Raw genomic sequence first — 21,552 nt, forward strand, 5'->3', positions numbered from 1 at the left:
ATTACAGTATGCGGTTTATTTGGGCGAAAGTCCTGGCGTAATAGGATTCTTTTGTGGAAGAAATGATAACGCCTTTTTGCGTGGAAGAATGGATGAATTTTATTTCATCATCATTAATTTCGGTAATCATCCCCACATGGTTTATGACGCTTTTGCCGTTGGTCCGGAAAAAAATCAGGTCGCCTTTTTTTGCTTCGGATTTGTCGATTTCCTCACCGGTTTTAGACATTTCGTTTGATGTCCTGGGTAGTTTGATGTTGAAATTATTGAAAGTAGCGATCATCAACCCTGAACAATCCATGCCTTCTTCCGTTGTGCCGGCCGTCTTGTATTTCACGCCCAGGTAATGCGTGGCTGTCCGAATTAATTTCTCCGAAGTTGCCGATTCCCGGTTTGTTGCGTTTTTGGATTTTTCACCTGCGCTCTTTCCGGAAGAGATTTTTCCGTGCGGGTCTTTATAAATGCCTCTTTTTTGTGCCTCGCTTTTTGAAGTTACTATAGAAGAACCGGTTTTACAACTGCTCAGCAGTATGGCTATGGCAAAAAAAGCAAAAAGTGTTTTATAAGTCATCCCGAATAATTAAAAAAGCTGCCGGTTATGCCGGTTTTGTTTTTGAGGCTACATCTTTAACGATAAGTTTTGCGGTTTTATTGCTTGCACCTTCGCCTCCTAATTTTGTTTCCAGGACTTCATATTCGGCCAGGAGCTGGCTCCGGTAAGCAGGATCCAGGATTTTTTCCAATTCGGTTTTGATTTTTTTAGGGTTGCAGTCTTCCTGGATTAATTCAGCCACGACTTCTTTATCCATAATCAAATTGACAAGCGAAATGTATTTTAAGGTAATGATCCGTTTGGCGATTTGGTACGAAAACCAATTCCCTTTGTACAGGACAACTTCAGGGACTTTGAACAAGGCCGTTTCAAGGGTTGCCGTGCCGGAAGTTACAAGCGCGGCATGCGAAACACTTAATAATCCGTAGGTTTTGTTGGAAATGAAATGAACCTGGTCGTTGGTTAAAAACTGCTCGTAAAAGGAGAATTCCTGGCTAGGAGCCCCGGCAATTACAAACTGGTATTCCGGGAAATATTGTATAACGGAAAGCATTTCGGAAAGCATTTTTGAAATTTCCTGCTTTCGGCTTCCCGGCAAAAGGGCAATAATCGGTTTTTCATCCAGATGGTTATCCTTCCTGAATTGCAACGCGTCTGTTTCCGGGCTGTTATGGATGGCATCGATTAGCGGATGACCCACGAATGCTACCGGGAAATGATGTTTCTTTTCGTAAAAATCTTTTTCAAAAGGAAGGATGACATACATTTTGTCTACATCGCGTTTTATGGCTTTTATCCTGTTCTCTTTCCAGGCCCATATTTGCGGAGAAATATAATAATAGGTTTTCATGCCCAGGTTCTTGGCCCATTTCGCAATCCGCATATTGAAACCCGGATAATCAATGAAAATCAAGGCGTCCGGTTGGAAATCAGCAATATCGGCTTTGCAAATTTTGATGTTGTTCAAAATGGTTTTCAGGTTCATGACGACTTCTGCAAAACCCATAAAAGCCAGGTCCCGGTAATGTTTTACCAAAGTACCGCCGGCCTTCTGCATTAAATCACCACCCCAAAAACGGATTTCAGCCTGCGGGTCTTCTGCAAGGATGCCCTTCATTAAATTCGCTCCGTGCAGGTCGCCTGAAGCCTCACCGGCAATAATATAATATTTCATCTGTTATCGTTTTAAACAAATAATGTAAGTATAGTGAGCAGGATCGTGGCCAAAACAACACCGCGGGCCATCAGTTCTTTGTCCATTTTCAATAAAATGAAAAAAGCAATAATGTTTAAAATCGCTCCAAGAGTGATCACTTTTCCTAAAATGTCCTGGCTTTTTAAACCTGAGATCCCATTTGAAAAATCGTAGTGCATAAAAAATTGAAGGTAAAGGTAAACGCCTAAAAAAGTGGCGATAAACCCTATAACGGTACCGATAAGTAAATCTGTTTTTTTCATTTTTTAAAGATTCCAGTTGTTTAATTGTTGGATGGCATGGTGCGCCGTCATGTCAAATTGAACAGGTACTATGGAAATATATCCTTGTCCCAAAGCCCATTCGTCAGTGTCCTGGCCCTTGTCCAGATTGATGAATTCCCCGGTAAGCCAATAATAATCCTTTCCTTGCGGGGTTTTCCGCTTGTCGAATTTTTCCGCCCAGATCGCTTTCGCCTGACGGCATATTTTGATGCCTTTTAACTCGTTTTTTTTCTTTTTGGGAAAATTGACATTCAAAACGACATTCTCAGGCAATCCCTTTTCTAAAACTTCTAAAGCAATTTGTTTGATATACGGTTTAAAGGTTTCAAAATCAGCATTCCAGTCATAATCCAACAGCGAAAACCCGATGGCCGGGATGCCTTCAATACCCGCTTCTACGGCAGCACTCATCGTTCCGGAATAAATGACATTTATCGAGGAATTCGAGCCATGGTTCACCCCGGAAACACATAAGTCCGGTTTTTGTTTCAAGATCTCGTTTACCGCAAATTTGACACAATCGACAGGAGTCCCGGAGCAGGTGTATTCCGTAATGGCGGCACCTTCTGCAGAAACTTTATTCAGGTGTAGCATGCTGTTTATGGTAATGGCATGGCCCATGGCACTTTGGGGGCTGTCCGGCGCGACCACGACCACGGTCCCTAATTCGTTCATTACTTCAATAAGTGCACGGATTCCCGGAGCCGAAATACTGTCGTCGTTGGTGACTAAAATTAATGGTTTTTTCATTCGTCTGAAAAATGATGTATGAAATTTAATATGAAAAAATATGGCTAAAATAAGCATTTTTATGCGGAAGAAGTTAATTTTACATGTTTAACAAAAAATTATGCAGACAAGATGTTTTTGGCATGGTTTTTTATGTACATTAGTTGAATATTATGAATGCAATCTGGACTTTTATGAAAAAGAATTATAAGATAATCGTATTGATAGTTGCTATCTCGGCAACGCTGTGGAGTTTTGTTCCGAAAAACCAAGGTGATCCTGAAAAGGACAAAATGCTTTTGGACTTAATTTCGTTTGTCATTGAAAAAGGGCATTATGATCCGATTGCTATGGATGATAAGTTTTCTCGTGGTGTTTATAAAGACTACCTCGATGCATTGGATCCTTCCAAAAGGTTCTTTGTGGAGTCGGATATTGAAGAGTTCAAGGTCTATGAAAATCAAATTGACGACCTGATCAAGAGCAAAGACCTGACATTTTTCGAATTGACCTACCAGCGCCTGCAAAAAAGAATGCAGGAAGCGAAAGTGGTCTATAAGGCTTTGAATGACAAACCCTATGATTTTACTACGGATGAAACGATCAACCTGGATTCCGATAAGAATGCTTTTGCCAAAAATTACAGCGAACTGAAAACCAGATGGAGACTTCAAATGAAGCTGTCCGTTTTGGCAACAGTACTGGACAAGCAAAAGCTGGAAGAAGACAAAAAACTCAAAGATCCTAAATACACTCCAAAAACCTTTACGCAATTGGAGAAAGAGGCAAGGGAATCTACTTCAAAATCGTTGAACGACTATTTTGATTTTATTGAGGACCTGGATCGTGAAAACTGGTTTGAAGTATTTGTGAATGCTGTGGTTACACAATATGACCCGCATACTTTTTATTTCGCTCCTGAAGAAAAGGAAAAATTCGACATCAGTATCAGCGGTAAGCTGGAAGGTATCGGAGCCCGATTACAAAAGAAAAACGATTTTACGGAAATATCCGAATTGATTTCCGGCGGGCCGGCATGGAGAGGAAAAGAATTGGAGCAAGGAGATGTTATCCTGAAAGTAGCGCAAGGAAACGGCGAACCTGTTGAAGTTGTCGGGATGCGCCTGGATGATGTGGTTAAGAAAATCAAAGGACCAAAAGGGACCGAAGTAAAACTGACGGTTAAAAAGGTTGATGGTTCCATCAAGATCATATCTATCATCAGGGATATCGTGGAAATAGAGGAAACCTATGTGAAATCAAGTGTAGTAGAGAAAAACGGTATCAAATACGGAGTAATCTACCTGCCGAAATTCTACATTGATTTTGAAAACAACGACAATCGTGATGCCGGTAAAGACGTAGCCCTGGAAGTGGAAAAACTTAAAAAAGCCGGAGTCCAGGGAATTGTAATGGATTTGCGTGATAACGGAGGAGGTTCCTTAAAAACCGTAGTGGATATTACCGGTTTGTTTATTGAAGAGGGACCGGTGGTTCAGATCAAATCATCAGGAAAGAAAAAAGAAGTATTGTATGACCATGACCCTAAAGTGCAATGGGATGGGCCGTTGGTTGTCCTGATTAATAATTTTTCAGCTTCTGCATCAGAAATTTTTGCAGCGGCAATCCAGGATTACAAACGTGGTGTCATTATCGGAAGCAAGCAATCATATGGTAAAGGTACTGTTCAGAATGTAATCGATCTGAACCAGTTTGTACGCAACAGTTCTTACGGTGATTTCGGGGCTTTGAAAACGACTACCCAAAAATTCTATAGAATCAATGGAGGTTCTACGCAATTGGAAGGTGTGGCTAGTGATGTGGCTATCCCGGACCGTTATTCCTATATCAAAATTGGGGAGCGCGATGTTGAAAATGCAATGCCTTGGGACAAAATCGATGAAGCGCCTTACGAGCCTTTGAAATCAATCACGAATTTTGATGCGGTTGTTGCCAATAGTCAAAAAAGGCTGGCTGAAAACAATCAGTTCAAGCTGATAGATGAAAACGCGAAATGGATCAATGACAGGAAAGAGGATAATGTAGTAAGCCTGAATATCAATAAGTTTAAAGCGGAACAGGCGAGTATTGAGGAAATCACCAAAAAATACAAAGCCATCACCAGCTATAAAAACCAGCTGATATTCAACTCGTTGCCTGATGAAGTAGAGTTGATCAAAAAGGATGAGGTTCTGGGCCAAAAAAGACAGGACTGGCACGAAACATTGTCTAAAGATGCTTATGTAGAAGAAGCTCTTAATGTCTTGGGTGATATCAAAGTCAAAAAAACAATTGCCAGCAAAAACAACCTGAATATCAAAAACAGAAAAGACAAATTGGTCAAATCATAATAAAAGCAATTGCCTTTACGGAAATATTAAAAGCTCCCGGACAAATTATCCGGGAGCTTTTTTGTTATCAGGAGTATTTCACCTAATTTATAAGTATTGTATAAAAAAACCACCGTTATGGTGGCCTTGGTTATCTTGAGAATTTCTGGGCTTCCTTGGCTGCCTTTTCAATTTTTTTGCGTTGGTCGGCTGCTTTTCGCTTTAATTTTTCCTGCTTCTCATTCCATTTCTGGATGTCATTTGGAGAGAGTTTTCCTCTTTTGTTCTGCTTCTCAAATTTTTCCAGGTCTTTTGTTATGTCTTTTTCAATGTCGGTGAGTTTCTCTTTGGCATCTTCATAGTTTTTTTGGGCTTTGGCTGCTTTTTCCCGGTTTTTCTCCATCCTTTCGCGTTCTTTCTCCAGGTTTTTTTGTGCTTTCTCCATCCTTTCGGCTGCTTTTTCGGAGGCTGCTATCCGCTTTTCTTCTTCCCGGATCTTTTTTTCCTGCTCCTTCTGTGCTTTTTCAGCGGCTTTCTTTGCTTCCTTTTCGGCTCTTTCCGCTTCTTTTTGTACGGTAAGGACATTTGCCAGTGAATCTTTTTTGCGAGCTAATTCCAGTTGTTCTTTAGACGGCGCTGCAGTGGTTGTTTCTTGTGCCATAACGGTCAGGTGAGCAAATAATGCCAGACCGGCGATCATAAATTTTCCCTTCATAGAATGTATGTTTTTACGGGTTTTGTGTTGTTAAGTTTATCTATATTTACATTATAAATTTACAATAATTTGAATGCGTTATGAAAATATATTTCAAAATTTTGATTGTTTTTGTTTGCCTGTTGAGCTCCTTGCATTGCTCTAAGCGAAAAAATAATCAGATAGAGGAAACCCCGGCACAAAACGACCTGACAGCTATCCAGCCTGTAGCGGACGGCAGGGATTTCTATTTGCCGGTTTCCACAACGCACGAAATTATCAGGCACAACTATTATACTCTGTCCTATAGTGAAAAATATGAACAGGCCGAATGGGTGGCTTATGAGCTTAAGAAAAACGAATTAAGCCGCACGGATTTTGAACGTCCTTTTTTTGTGGAAGATCCGGAGGTTGAAAGCGGTTCGGCCAGTTGGAAGAACTACAAGCGTTCCGGCTATGATAAAGGCCATTTGTGCCCGGCTGCAGACAGGAGATTCTCCAGAGAAGCTTTTGAAGAAACGTTCTATACCTCAAATATTTCCCCACAGCTGAAAGATTTCAATGCCGGAGTCTGGAGCAGGCTGGAGCAGAAAACAAGGTATTGGGCCGCGAAATATGATGGCGTTTATGTTGTGACGGGCGGCGTACTTACAGCTGGGCTTAAAACGATTGGTAAGGAATCGGTTGCTGTGCCTAAGTATTTTTATAAAATATTGTTGGACAATTCCAGGGGAGAATACAAGGCCATTGCTTTTTTGGTCCCGCACGAAGACTCTGAAAAACCCCTGAATGCATTTGTAGTTCCCATTGACCAGATTGAGAAAATGACCGGAATTGATTTCTTTCCAAAGTTGGCTGATCCCATTGAAAATAAATTGGAAAAGGAGAGTGATTACAAAGGCTGGAGTTTCTAGCCCAGATGGGAATGGTTATCCTTTTTCTTGTTTCTTTAACAAGGAAAAGATAGAAATGGACAGCTGGATTAGCTTCAAAAAAACATTACCATTCGTTTACTTTATTGGCATCCATTTTTACAAAAATAAAAAGTAAAATGGTAAAACCCCATAAACTCGAACCGCCATAAGAAAGGAACGGCAAGGGTACGCCAATAGTAGGAAATATCCCGATAACCATGGAAATATTAACAAAAAAGTGTGTGAATAAAACCGCTGCAACACCATAACCGTATACACGGCTGAATTTGGTTTTTTGATTTTCGGCAAGGTAAATGACACGGAGGATCAAGGCGACAAAAAGCAATACCAGTACCGATGAACCTGCAAATCCCCATTCTTCTCCAACGGTAGTGAAAATGTAGTCTGTGTGCTGTTCCGGGACGAAATTCCCTTTGGTCTGCGTGCCTTCCAGGTAACCTTTTCCAAGCCAGCCTCCTGAGCCAATGGCGATTTCCGATTGATTTGTATTGTAACCTACACCGGACATATCGACTTCTTTCCCCAAAAGGATATTAAAACGGTCCCTGTGGTGTTGTTTGAATACATTTTCGAAGACATAATCTACCGATAGTGTAAACCCTGCCATAGCAATAAATACCAAAGCACTTGCAATAATATTGCGGTTTATCCTGCGTGATTTGAAGTAATGTAAGGCTACCAGGATAAAACTGATAAGGATAACATATTGTGGTTTAAGCAACAAGGACATTACAAACAAGACCACGGCTCCAAAACCGGACCATAGGTACCAGGTTGGCAATCCTTCTCGGTTAAGGACCAATATAAACATCATGAAAATCAGGGCACTTCCAGGATCCGGCTGTGGCAGGATCAATAAAATCGGCAATCCCATAATCAGTAGGGCCAGGATTTGATGGTTTAGGTTTTTGAGGTTTATTTGAGGGTCGCTTAAATATTTGGCCAGGGCCAAAGCGGTAGCGGCTTTTGCAAATTCTGATGGTTGGAGCGTAAATCCGCCGATGGCGTACCAACAACGCTGGCCGGCAATGGTTTTCCCAAAGAGGAAGAGCCCTGCGAGCAGCAGTAATGAGGAGCCAAATAAGACACTGGCAAACCGTTCATAAAATTTAGCGTCTATGGTCAGGATGACAATAATCAGCAAAACCGTAAAGGCTATGAAAATAAGCTGCTTGCCGTAATTTTGGTTGAAATCAAAGTAATAGGCTGAGTTAGGAGTCATATCTGCGGAATAGATAGTCATCCAACCCAGGGTCACTAGGGCAACATAAAGGGATATTGTTATCCAATCGATGTTATTAGAAACACTTTGATTTTTCATTTATACTGTTTTTGTCGCTTTTTTTATGGAATCTGCTTTCTTCTTGCTTAAAACCCTTGTGACGGAATCCTTTTTCACTTTAAGTTTGTACATGGAGTCAATGAACTTACGGGTAAATTTATTGTATTCGCTTTGCAGGCTTTTTTCCAGTACTCTTTTTTCCCTGTCTTTCTGGGTGATTTTCCTGTTGATGTATTTTTCAATCATCAAAGTTGTGATAGGCCCGGCTGTTGTAGATCCGAAACCACCGTTTTCCACTAAAACTGCAATAGCAATCTTCGGGTTTTCTTTTGGGGCAAAGGCAACGAAAATGGAGTGGTCTGCCAGCTGTACTTTTTTACCGTTTATTTTGGCAAAGTTTTCGGCAGTCCCCGTTTTTCCGCAGATTTCTATTCCTTCAACATTTAGGAAATAAGCTGTCCCGGTTTTAAATACTTCAGATAATCCTTCTATGACAGGCTTGAAATATTTCTTATCTATAGTGGTGACGTGCTTGGTCCTGAATTTTTTGTCAATTTGCTGGCCTTTGATCTTTTTGATGATGTGAGGCGTATAATAATAACCCTGATTGGCAACGGTAGCCATCATGTTTGCCAACTGTATCGGGGTCATCAAGACCTCTCCCTGGCCTATGGAGTTCGAAACAATGGCTGTTGCGCGCCAGCCGCCATTCGGGTAGGCTTTCTGATAGGTTTTGGATGTTGGGATGTTACCTCTTCGGCCGGTAGGCAAATCATAGCCCATGAATTGTCCCAGTCCGAAACTTTTTACGTGGCCACTCCATACATCGACACCTTCTGACGGTGTTGCAAATTTATTGATAGTCCTCAGGTAGGTATTGCCAAAATAAGCATTACAGGATTTTGCAATTCCCATGTGGAGCTTACGGACACCTCCGCCACAATGGCAACGCATAAACCTGCCCCGGCCATAACTGAAGCCATGGTTACAGACAAAAGAGCTTGACGTGTCAATGGCCTGGACCTGTAATCCTGCCAGCGCCGTTAAGATCTTAAAAGGCGATCCCGGAGGATATTCGGCCAATAAACTTCTGTCGTATAACGGTTTTGCCAACGAATCATTGTATAATTTGGTGTAATTCCTGGAGCGTTGGCGCCCTACTAAAATAGCTGGGTTGTACGAAGGAGCAGTTACAAGTGCCAGGATTTCACCCGAACTCGGTTCAATAGCAATAATGCCACCTCTTTTGTTTTTCATCAGGGCTTCACCATATTTTTGGAGCTCTGCGTCAATGGTCAGCGTGATGTCTTTTCCCTGTACGGCAATAGTGTCAAAACGGCCTTCTTTATAAGGGCCGATTTCCCTGTTGAAGCGGTCTCTTTGAATGTGTTTTACGCCCTTAATCCCGCGAAGTTCGGTTTCGTATGTTTCTTCAACGCCTTGTTTTCCTAACAAATCCCCGCTTTTGTAATAAGGATTCCTTTTGATGATGGCTTCGTTGGCCTGGGTGATAAAACCAAAAACATTGGCTCCGGCATCTATCTGATAATCACGAAGGGAACGTTTCTGGATGTAGAACCCTTCAAATTTTCGTTCCTTTTCCTGAAAAGCGGCATACTCCAATTTGTTGAGCTGCCCCAAAAATACGGACGGCAACATTGGGCTGTACACGACTGCTTTTTCTATTTTCTTGATAAAATCTTCTTTGGTAATGTGCAAAAGATTGCAGAACTCAAGCGTGTCTAACGTCTTTATTTCACGCGGGACCACCATGATATCATATGACGGCTGGTTGGCTACCAGCAATTCCCCGTGCCGGTCATAAATATAACCTCGTTCCGGATAGTCATACTTGATCTTGATGGATATGTTTTCGGATTTTAATTTGAAAGTGTCGTCTATAATCTGTAAATAAAAAAGCCTTGCTATGATTAATATAGCAGAAACTATAATCATACCTGGTAATAATAGCTTTCTCATTTTTTCTTTGGCTTAAATAAATAGATGATCAGAATACTAACTAATAACGTAAAAAGTGTTGTAACAATTGTCCTTAGGAGCGCATCCAGGATAAAAGTGAATTTGAATAATTCCAGCAGGAACAATATCAGGTGGTGCGTCAGTATCGATATCAATATAAAAGTAAATCTTTCCGGGGAAAGCCGGTCATTGATCTTGATAGTTTGGTATTCGTAGCTTAATCCGAAGGAAAATTTGAAAAATGACGGACGCACATAGGCCAGTATCAAACAGGCTGCCGCATGGACACCTCCGGAATTGGAGAACAAATCGACGGTCAGTCCCAGTAAAAAGCTGGCAATCAACAAGCGGGCCCTATTGGTATTTACAGGATATAATAAAATAAATAAAATATAAGGATAGGGATTGATATAGCCGAATAAATCGATATTGTTGAAAATAACGATTTGCGCAGCCAGGAGTAATATAAACCTGATAAGATTGAGTATCAATGCACTATTCATTGTTGTGGCTTGGTTTCTGCTTCTAATTTATTGATTTCGTCACTTTCCTTATTCGTGATCACATAGACATGGTTCAAATTTGTCATGTCGTTAAATAACCGGACATCGAGCGTAAAATAATTGGTCTCCGAATCCGTATATATTTTATCGATAATTCCTATCGGGATATTTTCCGGGAAAATGGTTGAACGGCCTCCGGTAACAATCGTATCCCCTTTCTTAACCGAAGCCAAACGGGGGATTTCCGTCAGTTGCACATATCCGGCATTCTTTGCATTCCAGGTCAGGGAACCGAAATGGTTCGACCGCTTAACCTTCGCATTGATTTTTGATTTGATGTTCAGGACGCTTAAGATGGTAGCGTACCTTGGGGACGTTTTTTCAATGATCCCTACTATTCCCTGGCTGTTTACCACTCCCATATCGGCTTTTATCCCCTGAAGGGAACCACTGTTTATGGTTAAGTAATTTTCAGAAGTGTTATAGGTGTTGTTGATTACTTTTGTCTGGATGACATTGATTTTATCATACCCTTTAACGCTGTCTTTTTCCAACGTCGAAGTACTGTCTTTTTTGTTGAAAAGGATTTTTCTCAAACGGGCATTTTCCTGTGCTAACTTATCGTTTTGTTCCTTTAAGCTAAAATAGGTTTTTACTTCGTTAACCTGTTCGTACACCGAGCCCGTTACAATATTGGCTGAATTTACCACTTGGCTCCTATGGTAAGAGTGGGATTGGATGGTGAGTACTAATGAGGTTATCAAAAGCAGCAAAAACAGTAAACGAGTACTGTTTTTAAATATAAAATTAAATATTTGCTGCATTTATTTACTTAATTATTTGATAAGGATACTTCTGTATTTTGTAAGGTTTTTTAATGCCATACCTGTACCACGTACTACGGCTCTCAACGGGTCTTCAGCAATAAAGACAGGTAAATCTGTTTTTAGGGAAATACGTTTGTCTAACCCACGCAGCATAGAACCTCCTCCGGCAAGGTAAATCCCGGTATTGTAAATATCGGCAGCCAATTCCGGCGGTGTTTGGGATAACGTTTCCATAATCGCATCTTCAATACGCTGTATCGATTTGTCGAGTGCCTTGGCAATTTCCCTGGAAGAAACTTCAACCTGTTTCGGTTTGCCCGTAAGCAAGTCACGTCCCTGAACGGACATGTCTTCCGGCGGGGAATCCAGGTCTTCAATAGCAGCACCGATTTCAATCTTGATTTTTTCGGCAGTTGTCTCACCCACAAATAAATTATGCTGTGTACGCATGTAATAGATGATATCATTGGTAAAGACGTCACCGGCAATTTTAACCGATTTGTCACAAACGATACCGCCTAAGGCAATAACGGCGATTTCAGTTGTTCCTCCACCGATATCCACAATCATGTTTCCTTTTGGCTGCATGATGTCGATGCCGATACCGATAGAAGCGGCCATCGGCTCATGGATCAGGTATACTTCCTTACCATTCACACGCTCTGCGGATTCTTTTACCGCACGCATTTCCACTTCCGTAATACCCGAAGGGATACAGATCACCATTCGTAAGGCAGGTGTGAATAATTTTTTCTGCAAGGCAGGGATGCTTCTGATGAGCATTTTGATCATTTGCTCCGAAGCGTCAAAATCTGCAATAACCCCGTCTTTCAAAGGACGGATGGTCTTTATGTTTTCATGTGTCTTCCCCTGCATCAGATTTGCTTCCTTACCAACAGCAATAATTTTGCCTGTTATTCGGTCTCGGGCGACAATAGATGGACTGTCAATCACAACTTTATCATTGTGAATAATCAGAGTGTTTGCGGTACCAAGGTCAATAGCGATGTCCTCGGTCATGAAATCAAAAAATCCCATATTCAATCGGGGTTATGTTCGTTTATACTAAATTTTCTACAAAAGTAATAAAATTAATGTTTGAAATGACGAATTCCTGTAAATACCATCGCAACATTATTTTCGTTGCAATAATTAATGCTCAATTCATCTTTTATCGATCCTCCAGGCTGAATTACAGCCGTAATTCCTGCGTTCCTCGCAATTTCCACACAATCCGGAAAAGGGAAAAAAGCATCGCTGGCCATAACTGCCCCAGTCAGGTCGAATTCGAAGGAAACCGCTTTCTGGATGGCCTGGTTCAAAGCGTCTACCCTTGAGGTCTGCCCGGTTCCGGAAGCACACAATTGCCTGTTTTTTGCCAGGACGATCGTGTTCGATTTGGTGTGCTTGCATATTTTGGAAGCAAACAATAAATCTTCCACTTCTTCCTGTGTTGGAGACGTTTTGGTGGCCGCCTTCAGGTGCGCTTTGGTATCCGTAACCAAATCCTTATCCTGTACCAAAATACCGTTTAGGCATGTTCTGACAGAAGTTTCAGGCAAATTCACTTCCTTTTGGACTAATATAATTCTATTCTTTTTTTCTTCTAATAAATCTACGGCAAGATCATCAAAACCCGGGGCAATGACTACTTCGCAGAATAGTTTGTTGATTTCTTCGGCTGTAGCCATATCAATGGTTCCGTTTGCAATCAACACACCTCCGAATGCAGAAGTCGGGTCACCGGCCAACGCATCAAGATAGGCTTCCTTCATGGTTTTCCTGGTAGCGATCCCACAAGCATTGTTGTGTTTCAAAATCGCAAACGTAGGTTTGTCATTCTTGAATTCGTTCATCAGGTTCACGGCAGCGTCCACATCAAGCAAGTTGTTGTAAGATAATTCTTTACCGTGCAGTTTGGTGAACATTTTGTCAAATTCGCCAAAGAAAAAACCTTTCTGATGAGGGTTCTCTCCATAACGCAAAACATTGCCTTTTATTTCACTAATCTTCAAAACAGTTTCTTCCTGGTTTTGGTTGAAGTAATTGAAAATGGCCGAATCATAATGAGAGGAAACATTGAAAGCCTTTGTGGCGAATGTTTTTCTTTCCTCAAAAGTAGTGGCTCCGTTGTTTTTTGTAATGCAATCCAGCAACAAAGCATATTCGTTTACGGAAGGAACAATTACCGTATCCTTGAAATTTTTTGCCGCAGCACGGATCAGTGAGATACCGCCGATGTCAATCTTTTCGATAATATCAGCATCACTGGCACCAGAAGCAACCGTTTTCTCAAACGGATATAAATCTACAATGACCAGGTCAATTTGCGGGATGTCGAATTCCTTCATCTGCTGCACATCGCTTTCATTGTCCTGACGGTTCAGGATTCCTCCGAAAACTTTCGGATGCAACGTTTTTACCCTTCCGCCAAGAATAGACGGATAAGAGGTCACGTCCTCTACGGGAACAACTGGAATGCCCAGGTTTTTAATAAAATCCTCGGTTCCGCCGGTAGAATAAATGGTGACTTTTTGTTCGTGCAGTTTTTGTACAATTGGTTCAAGGCCCGTTTTATCAAACACTGAAATTAGTGCCGATTGGATAGTTTTTGTAGTATTCATTGTGTTGTTGAAGTTTGTACTGCAAAAGTAGTTTTTTTGTAATTAATTTTAGGGCTGGATTGTAACAAAAATTTCATTTTCACTACTAATTTTTAAATTAGAATCCTGGTGGCTTTTTTTGGCCCGGAAAGATGCTTTGATCCAATAAACTTCCTCTTTATGATTGTATATGTCCGATTGCTGAAAGAAAGTTTCAGTTTTGCCATAAACGCGTTGCGAAACAACAAGTTGCGAACATTACTGTCGCTTTTGGGAGTTACCATTGGTATTTTCTCGATTATCGCGGTACTCGCTGCGGTAGATTCCCTGGACAGGAAAATCAAAAAAGATATCGGAAGCCTGGATAACAGTTCTGTTTTCGTATTCAAATATTGTTTTGGGCCAACGGATGTCCCGGACTGGAAAATGGAGCAGTTCCCGGATGTTTCGTACGATGAATATAAAATGCTCAAAAACGAATTGACCGATGTCCAAACGGTTTGTTTCCAGTTTTATGCCGGAAGGGAAAATGTGAAATTCGAATCCAAAACCATCAGTTCCATTGCCGTTATTCCGTGCACCTATGAATTTTCGGATATTGAAAAACTGGATTTTAAGGAAGGCCGTTTCTTTAGCGAGCAGGAATCCAATACGGGAGCCAATGCGGTTGTCATCGGTTACGAAATTGCAAAATCCTTATTTGATGGGCTTTCACCCATAGGGAAAGATGTCAGGCTCTACGGCCAAAGGTTTAAAGTGGTGGGTGTATTGAAAAAAGTAGGGGACAGGATGATTAGTTTCGGGTCCAACCCAGATACGACAATTTACCCAACAGTTAACAGGATACGGAGTTTGTTTGGTGACAACGCCGAAAAATTCACCCCAATCATTATTATCAAACCGGCCAAAACTATTGATGATGAGACTTTAAAAGCCCAGATTACCCAAAAATTACGAAATTACAGAGGGATCAAAACCGGGCAGGACGATAATTTCTTTATCAACTTCCTCAAAGGAGCCACCGAAATGATAGACCAGACCATTGGTTTTATGAATATGATCGGTTGGATCATTGCCGGGTTTTCACTTTTGGTAGGCGGTTTCGGAATTGCCAATATCATGTTCGTTTCGGTAAAGGAACGGACCAATCTGATAGGGATCCAAAAATCTTTGGGTGCCAAAAACAAATTTATTTTGCTTCAGTTTTTGTTCGAGGCGATCATCTTATCCGTTTTCGGAGGGATTATCGGGATATTCCTGGTATGGCTGATTGCATTGCTCCTGACCAACGCGCTCGATTTTGAGTTCGTGCTGAGTTTTTGGAACATTACCCTAGGTGCCGGCCTGGCTGCCTTTATCGGCTTGATTTCCGGTATCCTCCCGGCGATTTCAGCGGCAAGGCTTGATCCTGTTGAAGCCATTAGGAGCGGGATGTAGATGCCTAACTATTCTTCTAAAAAACAAACATAAAAAAATCCCGTCTTTTAGGCGGGATTTTTTGTTATCGTATTTCCTGGTTCAGGATCAAATCCAGGTACAGGTTTATTTTATCTTTCAGCTCTTTCCTTGGCGTAATAAAATCAAGGAAACCGTGCTCTAACAGGAATTCTGCCGTCTGGAATCCTTCCGGCAAGTCTTTTCCTGTGGTGTCTTTTACAACACGTGGCCCGGCAAAACCGATCAAGGCCCCCGGCTCGGAAATATTCACATCGCCCAACATCGCATAAGAAGCCGTAGTTCCTCCGGTGGTAGGATCTGTACACAAAGAGATGTAAGGGATTTTAGCTTCTGCCAATTGTGCTAATTTAGCAGATGTTTTGGCTAACTGCATTAAGGAATACGCCGCTTCCATCATACGTGCACCTCCGGATTTCGAGATCATCACAAACGGAATGTTGTTTTTGATGGAATGATTGATACCACGGGCAATTTTTTCACCCACAACAGCACCCATAGAACCACCGATAAAAGCAAAGTCCATACAGCAAACTACCAGGTCTTTCCCTTTTGATTTTCCTACTCCGGTACGGACAGCATCTTTCAGTTTGGTTTTGTTGATGGCGTCTACCAGACGGTCTGAGTATTTTTTAGTATCCACAAACCCTAGCGGGTCTTTGGCCGTCATATTTTCATCAAGTTCGATAAATTCGTTGTTGTCAAATAATATCTGGAAATATTCAGCACTTCCTATACGAACATGGAAATCATCTTCCGGGCTCACCCAAAGATTTCTCGCCAGTTCTTCTGCATCTACTATTTTACCTGTTGGAGATTTGTACCAAAGCCCTTTAGGAACATCCATTTTATCTTCGGTAGCCGTCGTAATTCCTTTTTCTTTTCTTTTAAACCAACTCATAATTTCTAAGTTTAGAATCTAAAATCGAAATCCAGGAATTGGCTTTTTATAGCAAACCCTGAATTTTCCTTTTTGATTTATAGTGTATTTACATTATTTAAATCGGCAAATGCCTGCTCTAATCTGGTATTGAAGGTCACTTCTCCTTCGCGGATCCATTTTCTCGGATCATAGTGTTTTTTATTTGGTGAATCCGCACCTTCTGGGCTTCCGATCTGGGTTTTCAGATAATCGATCTTGGCCGTGATATAATCACGGATCCCTTCTGTGTATGCAAATTGCAAATCGGTATCAATATTCATTTTAACCACTCCGTAGGTAATGGCTTCCCTGATTTCTTCCAAAGTGGAACCTGAACCGCCGTGGAAAACAAAATCCACAGGGTTTTGACCTGTATTGAATTTGTTCTGAACATATTCCTGCGAGTTTTTCAGGATTTTCGGCGTCAATTTCACATTGCCTGGTTTGTATACACCATGCACGTTTCCAAAGGCTGCGGCAATGGTAAAACGAGGAGAGATTTTCAATAATTCCTCATACGCAAAAGCAACTTCTTCCGGTTGAGTGTAAAGTTTTGAGCTGTCCACATCGCTGTTGTCCACGCCGTCTTCCTCACCGCCGGTAATGCCCAGTTCGATTTCAAGGGTCATGCCCATTTTGCTCATCCTGGCCAGGTATTCTTTACAGATTTCGATATTTTCGTGAATCGGTTCTTCAGATAGATCGATCATGTGAGATGAATATAACGGTTTTCCTGTTTCGGCAAAATATTTTTCCGAAGCATCCAGTAGCCCGTCAATCCAAGGCAAAAGGTTTTTGGCACAATGGTCTGTATGCAAAATAACGGTCGCGCCGTATGCTTCTGCCAAAGTGTGTATGTGTTTTGCTCCGGCAACAGCGCCCAAAATGGCAGATTGCTGGTTTTCATTGGACAATCCTTTTCCGGCATTAAATTGTGCTCCGCCGTTTGAGAATTGAATGATTACCGGGGCTTTTAATTTAGCTGCTGTTTCCAAAACACCATTGACAGTGCTTGAACCTACAACGTTTACAGCCGGAAGCGCAAATCCTTTTTGTTTCGCATAGTTGAAAATTTCCTGAACCTGATCTCCAGTTGCAACGCCTGGTTTTATGTTGTGTGCCATTTGTTTAAAAAATTAGATTGACAAAATTACAAATTTACTTTTAGAACGGATAGTTTATACCAATATTTAGCACAGATTTGCTCAAATTTAATTCTTTAAACCATCGTTCGTTTTCTGTTTTTGCCGGATTATAGGTCTTGAAACCAAAGTCTACACGGGCTACGAAGAACTTGAAATCATACCGGAAGCCTATTCCCGTACCAAGTGCCAGATCCTTCAATGATGAAAATCCGGTAAATACCTTCGTTTCGTCCGTTTCGTTGTCCAGGACATTCCAGATATTGCCACAATCCGCAAAAAGAGCTCCGTAGAAACTTCCGAAATAACGATAGCGGAACTCCGCATTCAGCGCGATTTTCATATTGGCCTCGTTAAAATCGTTTAGCCCTCCGGAACGGCCAGGACCCAAACTGTACGATTGCCAAGCCCTGTTGTCGTTAGAACCTCCGGCAAAATAACTTCTCGAGAATGGAATGGATTTCGAATTTCCGTAAGGAATGGCAATCCCAAAAAAGCTTCGAACGGCAAAAATATTATAGTTCCCCAAATCCCAGTGTTTGATATAGTCGAATTCGGTTTTGATATATTGCGAATACTGCAACCCGAAAACCGTCCTTGTCCCATCTTCGCTTTTAGGCTGGTTGGATAGGCTGGCCGCCAGCGAAAGTACATTCCCGGCAGATTCTATTTTCCCACGGAAACTGTAAAATTCCTTGTCAAAGAAATCGGTTTTGCTGTCTTTGGAATAACTGAAATTCGAAGCGAAAATCAAATTGTTTTCCGTAAGCCTGTCTTTTCGTTCCTTGATACTCTTGATACTCCTGAAATCTGTCCCGGCAGGATCCAATGAAGGGAATTCGTTGTTCAGCGCGCCTTCCAGGAACATATCGGCCCCGCCTTGCGCTATGGTAAGATTGCCAAATTCGTCCACATAATCCGGATTGGTATTGTACGTGCCGGCAAAGTCGTTTAGTTTGGTGTAAGAGGAACGGTATACGTTGAAATAATTCTTGGTATTGATGTTCTTGACATACTGAATGTTTACCAAATCGAACCGCGCGCTGGTATTCCTGCCCGGAGTCCAGCTGTAATTGATGGTTGTGGTAAAGTTTTCCTTGTCCAGGCCGATGTTCCGCTGCTTGGCAAAACCAACACTGATCAAACTGTTGGGAAACATGGTTTTAGGTACTATTTTTTCCGTCCCGAACGGAAGGAATAATCTTGGGAAACTCAGCCTCAAATCAGTACCGATTTCCGAGATGTTAAAAAACTGATCGTCTGGATTGGCTAAATCTTTGGAAGAACCGATATTCCCCCGAAGCCCAAGTTCCAGGATTTCGGCACCCCTGAAAAGATTTCGTATCGATACTGAAGTACTTCCCGAAATACCGAAATCCTGAATGTTGGAATGCGTAAAATCGGCATTGGCCCTAAAACTGAATTTGTCTTTCGAAACCAGGTAGATATTGGTCTTCAGTGTTTTGCTGATCGTGTCTTCGGTATACGTAATGTTCGGATAGTTGAAAATCCTTAAGTTGTTAAGGGAACGCAGCGTTTGAGTTCTTTTGGAATCACTGTACACACTGTCCTTATAAATAAAAACGGCATTGGTTATCGCTCTCGGCCTGTAGCGTAATTTGTTGCTGCTGTAAAGGTTGAAATTCCCGTATTTTGCACTGTCAGCAACTTTTTGCCTGTTTTTGGATACCGAGTCGGTAGTGAAAATATTGACTTCGCTGATGCGGTAGATATCATACGGTTTTGTAGTGGTACTGTCTCCTTTCCTTGCAATCTGATCGGTGATATTTATTTTTACCGGCGATTTTTTGCTGGCCGTGTCAATATCAAAATAGATGCTTTGCTGCTGGAAATAGTACACTCCGTGATTCCTGAAATAGGTCGTGATCCTGTTGCGTTCGGCATCAAAATTCTCGGCTTTGTACTGCTGGCCTTCTTTAATGATAGACCTTCTTTTGGAACGCAGATACAAAGAATCCAAGGCAGGTGTTTCAATTTCCCGTGAAATGGTATCCAGGAAAGTAGGCTGTCCCGTGCTAAGTTTGTACACGATATTACCGCGTTTGTTTTCCTCGTAATGAATGTCAAAAGAGGCTTTGGCATCAAAATACCCTTGGTTGAAATAGAAAGCCCGTAAGCGTTTTATCGATCTCCTGGTTTTTGCCGTGTCAATGATAACAGGAGGTTCTCCGGTCCTTCTTAAAAAACTGTGCCATCCGGAATACCAAAAAGATTTCCCAAGGCGGTCCACTTGTTTTTTCGAAAGCCATTTTATTTTGCGCCTGTATTTGTCAGGACGGGCAGTGTATTTTGCCCTAAAGATAGAATCCGTATTGTTTTTGGCCAGGTTGTACATGTTCAGCCGGAGTTTATACCCTAAAATAGAAGTATTGGGCTGCTGTATGATCTGGGCCACGACATCTTCCTGCGAATTTTTTTTATCATTGATGAGGATTTCGTTCTTTGTTAAAAGGAATTTCTTATCCGGGACTTTCTTAACAACATTACACGCTGAAATAAGTGTAGCGATTAGAATAAATATTGATATTTTTGCAGTACGATTGTTCAAACTATTCGGAAATTTATTTCAAAAATACACTTTTTTATGGTTAGTAAAAACCAAATAAAACTTATAACGGGTTTAGTTCAGAAAAAATACAGGAAGCAGCATCGATTATTTTTTGCCGAAGGCGTAAAAGTGATTGAGGAATTGTTGCATTCCGATTTTGAGCTGGAGCATGTATTTCATACGAAACCTATGTTTGTAAACGTTCCGGAGCACAAAAAAGTATCTGTTTCCGAATCGGAACTTAAAAAAATAAGTGCTTTGACAACGCCAAACGATTGCCTGGCTGTTTTCAGGATACCTGAAGAAAAACCGGTTGCGCCCGGCGGATTGGTACTGGCCCTTGACGATATCCGTGATCCGGGGAACCTGGGCACGATTATCCGTTTGTGTGACTGGTTCGGGATTAGCCAGATCATTTGCTCGGAACAAACTGTTGATGTGTACAACCCTAAAGTTGTCCAGGCCACTATGGGTTCCATCGGAAGGGTCAATATCAGTTATCTTGACCTGGAATCATACCTGTCTCAATCGGGAACGGCTGTTTTCGGGACTTTTATGGAAGGTGACAATATTTATAAAGAGGCATTGCCTACGGAAGGTATTATCGTGTTGGGGAACGAAGCCAACGGTATCTCAAAAAGCATTGAAGGATTGGTAACCAAAAAAATAAGCATTCCGCGTTTCGGCAACCTGCAACTGACCGAAAGCCTGAATGTAGCCACCGCTACCGCCATCGTATTAAGCGAATTCAAAAGAAACGCATAGCAACAAAAAAAGCAGCCTGTTTTCCAAGCTGCTTTTTTTTATTCTATCATTGGCTACAAAAGCCTTGTTTCGGATATTAATGGAAGGCGAAATTGATAAAGATCCCGCGTGTCATCATCTTGTTTACATTGCCTGTCCAGGGGCTGTTTGGGTCGTTATCGGGGATAAGTTCGTTTTTCATCCCGAAAACACCTCGTATGGAAGGCGAAAACTTAAAATATTCCATATACAAATCAATACCTAAACCAAGCTCGTAATTGCTGGTGTTTTTCAGCATCCGGAACCGGTTTGAGGAATTGTCGTCTTTCGAATTGGCATTGCTCGACAGATTCATATCGGATGAAATCCCACCCAAAACATATGGCCTTACGTTCCCCATCCTTTTGGAAGAAAATTTAAGGAGCAGCGGGAAGTGGATGTAGGTTGATTTTACCTCACGCAATGCATCTACAGCATTTGTCATATGCGGGAAATGCAAATTCCGCTGGCCGTAATACAATCCGGGCTCAAAACGAAGGTCTACATATTCGGTCAGGCGCAAATTGGTGATCAAACCTACGTTAAACCCCATCTGGCTGTCTACCAGGATGTCCTGGTCGTCGTATTTTTTGTCAATTTTGAAATCATAACTATTGAGTCCCAGGAAAAAACCAAAGTGGATCCGCTGTTTGTCAAAGTTCTCCAAATTGATGATGGGTTTTTTGGCAAACATGCTTTTGCTGAAAACCTGTGCATTGCTTATAGTTGACGATATAAGGATGAGTAAAAAAAATAGTTTCTTCAT

The 21,552-nt window shown here is 41.5% G+C and carries 19 protein-coding genes; 4 read left to right on the top strand and 15 right to left on the bottom strand.

Annotated elements, in window-relative coordinates; translation table 11 throughout:
- Position 1 precedes the first annotated feature (1 nt).
- From E4635_RS12085 to surE, 4 genes are read right to left on the bottom strand one after another with little or no spacing between them, the layout of a single operon-like run.
- Positions 2-571 carry a C40 family peptidase gene (locus E4635_RS12085; protein ID WP_135526957.1) on the bottom strand — a complete coding sequence of 190 codons (570 nt, stop codon included), beginning with the start codon at positions 569-571 and terminating at the stop codon, positions 2-4.
- A gap of 25 nt (positions 572-596) precedes the next feature.
- Positions 597-1,727, bottom strand: coding sequence for a lipid-A-disaccharide synthase (lpxB, locus tag E4635_RS12090; protein WP_135526958.1), 1,131 nt, complete (start codon positions 1,725-1,727; stop codon positions 597-599).
- A gap of 11 nt (positions 1,728-1,738) precedes the next feature.
- Complete coding sequence (locus tag E4635_RS12095) at positions 1,739-2,011, bottom strand: hypothetical protein (protein WP_135526959.1); 273 nt, start codon at positions 2,009-2,011, stop codon at positions 1,739-1,741.
- A gap of 3 nt (positions 2,012-2,014) precedes the next feature.
- Entirely contained in the window at positions 2,015-2,782 is a 768-nt protein-coding gene (gene surE / locus E4635_RS12100; RefSeq protein WP_135526960.1) for a 5'/3'-nucleotidase SurE, read from the bottom strand.
- Positions 2,783-2,934: 152 nt separating this feature from the next.
- On the opposite strand from surE, the gene E4635_RS12105 reads away from it, so the two are divergent.
- A complete protein-coding gene (locus E4635_RS12105) occupies positions 2,935-5,112 on the top strand; it encodes a carboxy terminal-processing peptidase (protein ID WP_135526961.1) in 2,178 nt (725 codons plus the stop codon).
- A gap of 130 nt (positions 5,113-5,242) precedes the next feature.
- Here E4635_RS12105 and E4635_RS12110 read toward each other — a convergent pair whose 3' ends face one another.
- Positions 5,243-5,806 (bottom strand): hypothetical protein, encoded by a 564-nt coding sequence (locus E4635_RS12110; RefSeq protein WP_135526962.1) that lies wholly within the window; start codon positions 5,804-5,806, stop codon positions 5,243-5,245.
- A gap of 80 nt (positions 5,807-5,886) precedes the next feature.
- Between E4635_RS12110 and E4635_RS12115 the strand changes: the two genes are divergently transcribed.
- Positions 5,887-6,699 carry a DNA/RNA non-specific endonuclease gene (locus tag E4635_RS12115; protein ID WP_135526963.1) on the top strand — a complete coding sequence of 271 codons (813 nt, stop codon included), beginning with the start codon at positions 5,887-5,889 and terminating at the stop codon, positions 6,697-6,699.
- An 85-nt stretch (positions 6,700-6,784) separates the two neighbouring features.
- On the opposite strand, the gene rodA is transcribed toward E4635_RS12115, so the two are convergent.
- The 6 genes from rodA to purH are packed head-to-tail and all read right to left on the bottom strand — an operon-like array spanning position 6,785 to position 13,936.
- The gene (gene rodA, locus E4635_RS12120; protein WP_135526964.1) at positions 6,785-8,041 is read right to left on the bottom strand and encodes a rod shape-determining protein RodA; all 1,257 of its coding nucleotides are present in this window, start codon (positions 8,039-8,041) and stop codon (positions 6,785-6,787) included.
- Entirely contained in the window at positions 8,042-9,982 is a 1,941-nt protein-coding gene (gene mrdA, locus E4635_RS12125) for a penicillin-binding protein 2 (protein WP_135526965.1), read from the bottom strand.
- The gene (locus tag E4635_RS12130) at positions 9,979-10,485 is read right to left on the bottom strand and encodes a rod shape-determining protein MreD (RefSeq protein ID WP_135526966.1); all 507 of its coding nucleotides are present in this window, start codon (positions 10,483-10,485) and stop codon (positions 9,979-9,981) included. Before E4635_RS12130 ends, mrdA begins: the two co-directional genes overlap by 4 nt.
- A complete protein-coding gene (mreC, locus tag E4635_RS12135) occupies positions 10,482-11,309 on the bottom strand; it encodes a rod shape-determining protein MreC (RefSeq protein ID WP_135526967.1) in 828 nt (275 codons plus the stop codon). Before mreC ends, E4635_RS12130 begins: the two co-directional genes overlap by 4 nt.
- A 12-nt stretch (positions 11,310-11,321) precedes the next feature.
- Complete coding sequence (locus E4635_RS12140) at positions 11,322-12,350, bottom strand: rod shape-determining protein (RefSeq protein ID WP_135526968.1); 1,029 nt, start codon at positions 12,348-12,350, stop codon at positions 11,322-11,324.
- 53 nt (positions 12,351-12,403) lie between these two features.
- Complete coding sequence (gene purH, locus E4635_RS12145; RefSeq protein WP_135526969.1) at positions 12,404-13,936, bottom strand: bifunctional phosphoribosylaminoimidazolecarboxamide formyltransferase/IMP cyclohydrolase; 1,533 nt, start codon at positions 13,934-13,936, stop codon at positions 12,404-12,406.
- A gap of 159 nt (positions 13,937-14,095) precedes the next feature.
- On the opposite strand from purH, the gene E4635_RS12150 reads away from it, so the two are divergent.
- Positions 14,096-15,352: an ABC transporter permease gene (locus E4635_RS12150; RefSeq protein WP_135526970.1), complete on the top strand. Its 1,257-nt coding sequence runs from the start codon at positions 14,096-14,098 to the stop codon at positions 15,350-15,352.
- Positions 15,353-15,416: 64 nt separating this feature from the next.
- Here E4635_RS12150 and accD read toward each other — a convergent pair whose 3' ends face one another.
- The 3 genes from accD to tamL form a co-directional block, all read right to left on the bottom strand.
- Positions 15,417-16,271, bottom strand: a complete 855-nt coding sequence (gene accD, locus E4635_RS12155) for an acetyl-CoA carboxylase, carboxyltransferase subunit beta (RefSeq protein WP_135526971.1) — start codon at positions 16,269-16,271, stop codon at positions 15,417-15,419.
- A 77-nt stretch (positions 16,272-16,348) separates the two neighbouring features.
- The gene (fbaA, locus tag E4635_RS12160) at positions 16,349-17,416 is read right to left on the bottom strand and encodes a class II fructose-bisphosphate aldolase (protein ID WP_135526972.1); all 1,068 of its coding nucleotides are present in this window, start codon (positions 17,414-17,416) and stop codon (positions 16,349-16,351) included.
- 40 nt (positions 17,417-17,456) lie between these two features.
- The gene (gene tamL, locus E4635_RS12165) at positions 17,457-20,003 is read right to left on the bottom strand and encodes a translocation and assembly module lipoprotein TamL (protein WP_135526973.1); all 2,547 of its coding nucleotides are present in this window, start codon (positions 20,001-20,003) and stop codon (positions 17,457-17,459) included.
- Positions 20,004-20,039: 36 nt separating this feature from the next.
- On the opposite strand from tamL, the gene E4635_RS12170 reads away from it, so the two are divergent.
- A complete protein-coding gene (locus E4635_RS12170; protein ID WP_135526974.1) occupies positions 20,040-20,768 on the top strand; it encodes a TrmH family RNA methyltransferase in 729 nt (242 codons plus the stop codon).
- Between the two features lie 76 nt (positions 20,769-20,844).
- Here E4635_RS12170 and porT read toward each other — a convergent pair whose 3' ends face one another.
- Positions 20,845-21,552 carry a type IX secretion/gliding motility protein PorT/SprT gene (gene porT / locus E4635_RS12175; protein ID WP_135526975.1) on the bottom strand — a complete coding sequence of 236 codons (708 nt, stop codon included), beginning with the start codon at positions 21,550-21,552 and terminating at the stop codon, positions 20,845-20,847.

It is taken from the genome of Flavobacterium humi, from assembly GCF_004745595.1.
GTDB lineage: Bacteria > Bacteroidota > Bacteroidia > Flavobacteriales > Flavobacteriaceae > Flavobacterium > Flavobacterium humi.

Bases quoted from the DNA above. Each gene is read 5' to 3' on its own strand.
- surE (WP_135526960.1), bottom strand. From the start codon at position 2,782: ATGAAAAAACCATTAATTTTAGTCACCAACGACGACAGTATTTCGGCT.
- mreC (WP_135526967.1), bottom strand. From the start codon at position 11,309: ATGCAGCAAATATTTAATTTTATATTTAAAAACAGTACTCGTTTACTG.
- E4635_RS12085 (WP_135526957.1), bottom strand. From the start codon at position 571: ATGACTTATAAAACACTTTTTGCTTTTTTTGCCATAGCCATACTGCTG.
- E4635_RS12140 (WP_135526968.1), bottom strand. From the start codon at position 12,350: ATGGGATTTTTTGATTTCATGACCGAGGACATCGCTATTGACCTTGGT.
- E4635_RS12130 (WP_135526966.1), bottom strand. From the start codon at position 10,485: ATGAATAGTGCATTGATACTCAATCTTATCAGGTTTATATTACTCCTG.
- E4635_RS12115 (WP_135526963.1), top strand. From the start codon at position 5,887: ATGAAAATATATTTCAAAATTTTGATTGTTTTTGTTTGCCTGTTGAGC.
- E4635_RS12150 (WP_135526970.1), top strand. From the start codon at position 14,096: ATGATTGTATATGTCCGATTGCTGAAAGAAAGTTTCAGTTTTGCCATA.
- fbaA (WP_135526972.1), bottom strand. From the start codon at position 17,416: ATGGCACACAACATAAAACCAGGCGTTGCAACTGGAGATCAGGTTCAG.
- mrdA (WP_135526965.1), bottom strand. From the start codon at position 9,982: ATGAGAAAGCTATTATTACCAGGTATGATTATAGTTTCTGCTATATTA.
- E4635_RS12105 (WP_135526961.1), top strand. From the start codon at position 2,935: ATGAATGCAATCTGGACTTTTATGAAAAAGAATTATAAGATAATCGTA.
- E4635_RS12095 (WP_135526959.1), bottom strand. From the start codon at position 2,011: ATGAAAAAAACAGATTTACTTATCGGTACCGTTATAGGGTTTATCGCC.
- accD (WP_135526971.1), bottom strand. From the start codon at position 16,271: ATGAGTTGGTTTAAAAGAAAAGAAAAAGGAATTACGACGGCTACCGAA.
- lpxB (WP_135526958.1), bottom strand. From the start codon at position 1,727: ATGAAATATTATATTATTGCCGGTGAGGCTTCAGGCGACCTGCACGGA.
- E4635_RS12110 (WP_135526962.1), bottom strand. From the start codon at position 5,806: ATGAAGGGAAAATTTATGATCGCCGGTCTGGCATTATTTGCTCACCTG.
- E4635_RS12170 (WP_135526974.1), top strand. From the start codon at position 20,040: ATGGTTAGTAAAAACCAAATAAAACTTATAACGGGTTTAGTTCAGAAA.
- porT (WP_135526975.1), bottom strand. From the start codon at position 21,552: ATGAAGAAACTATTTTTTTTACTCATCCTTATATCGTCAACTATAAGC.
- rodA (WP_135526964.1), bottom strand. From the start codon at position 8,041: ATGAAAAATCAAAGTGTTTCTAATAACATCGATTGGATAACAATATCC.
- purH (WP_135526969.1), bottom strand. From the start codon at position 13,936: ATGAATACTACAAAAACTATCCAATCGGCACTAATTTCAGTGTTTGAT.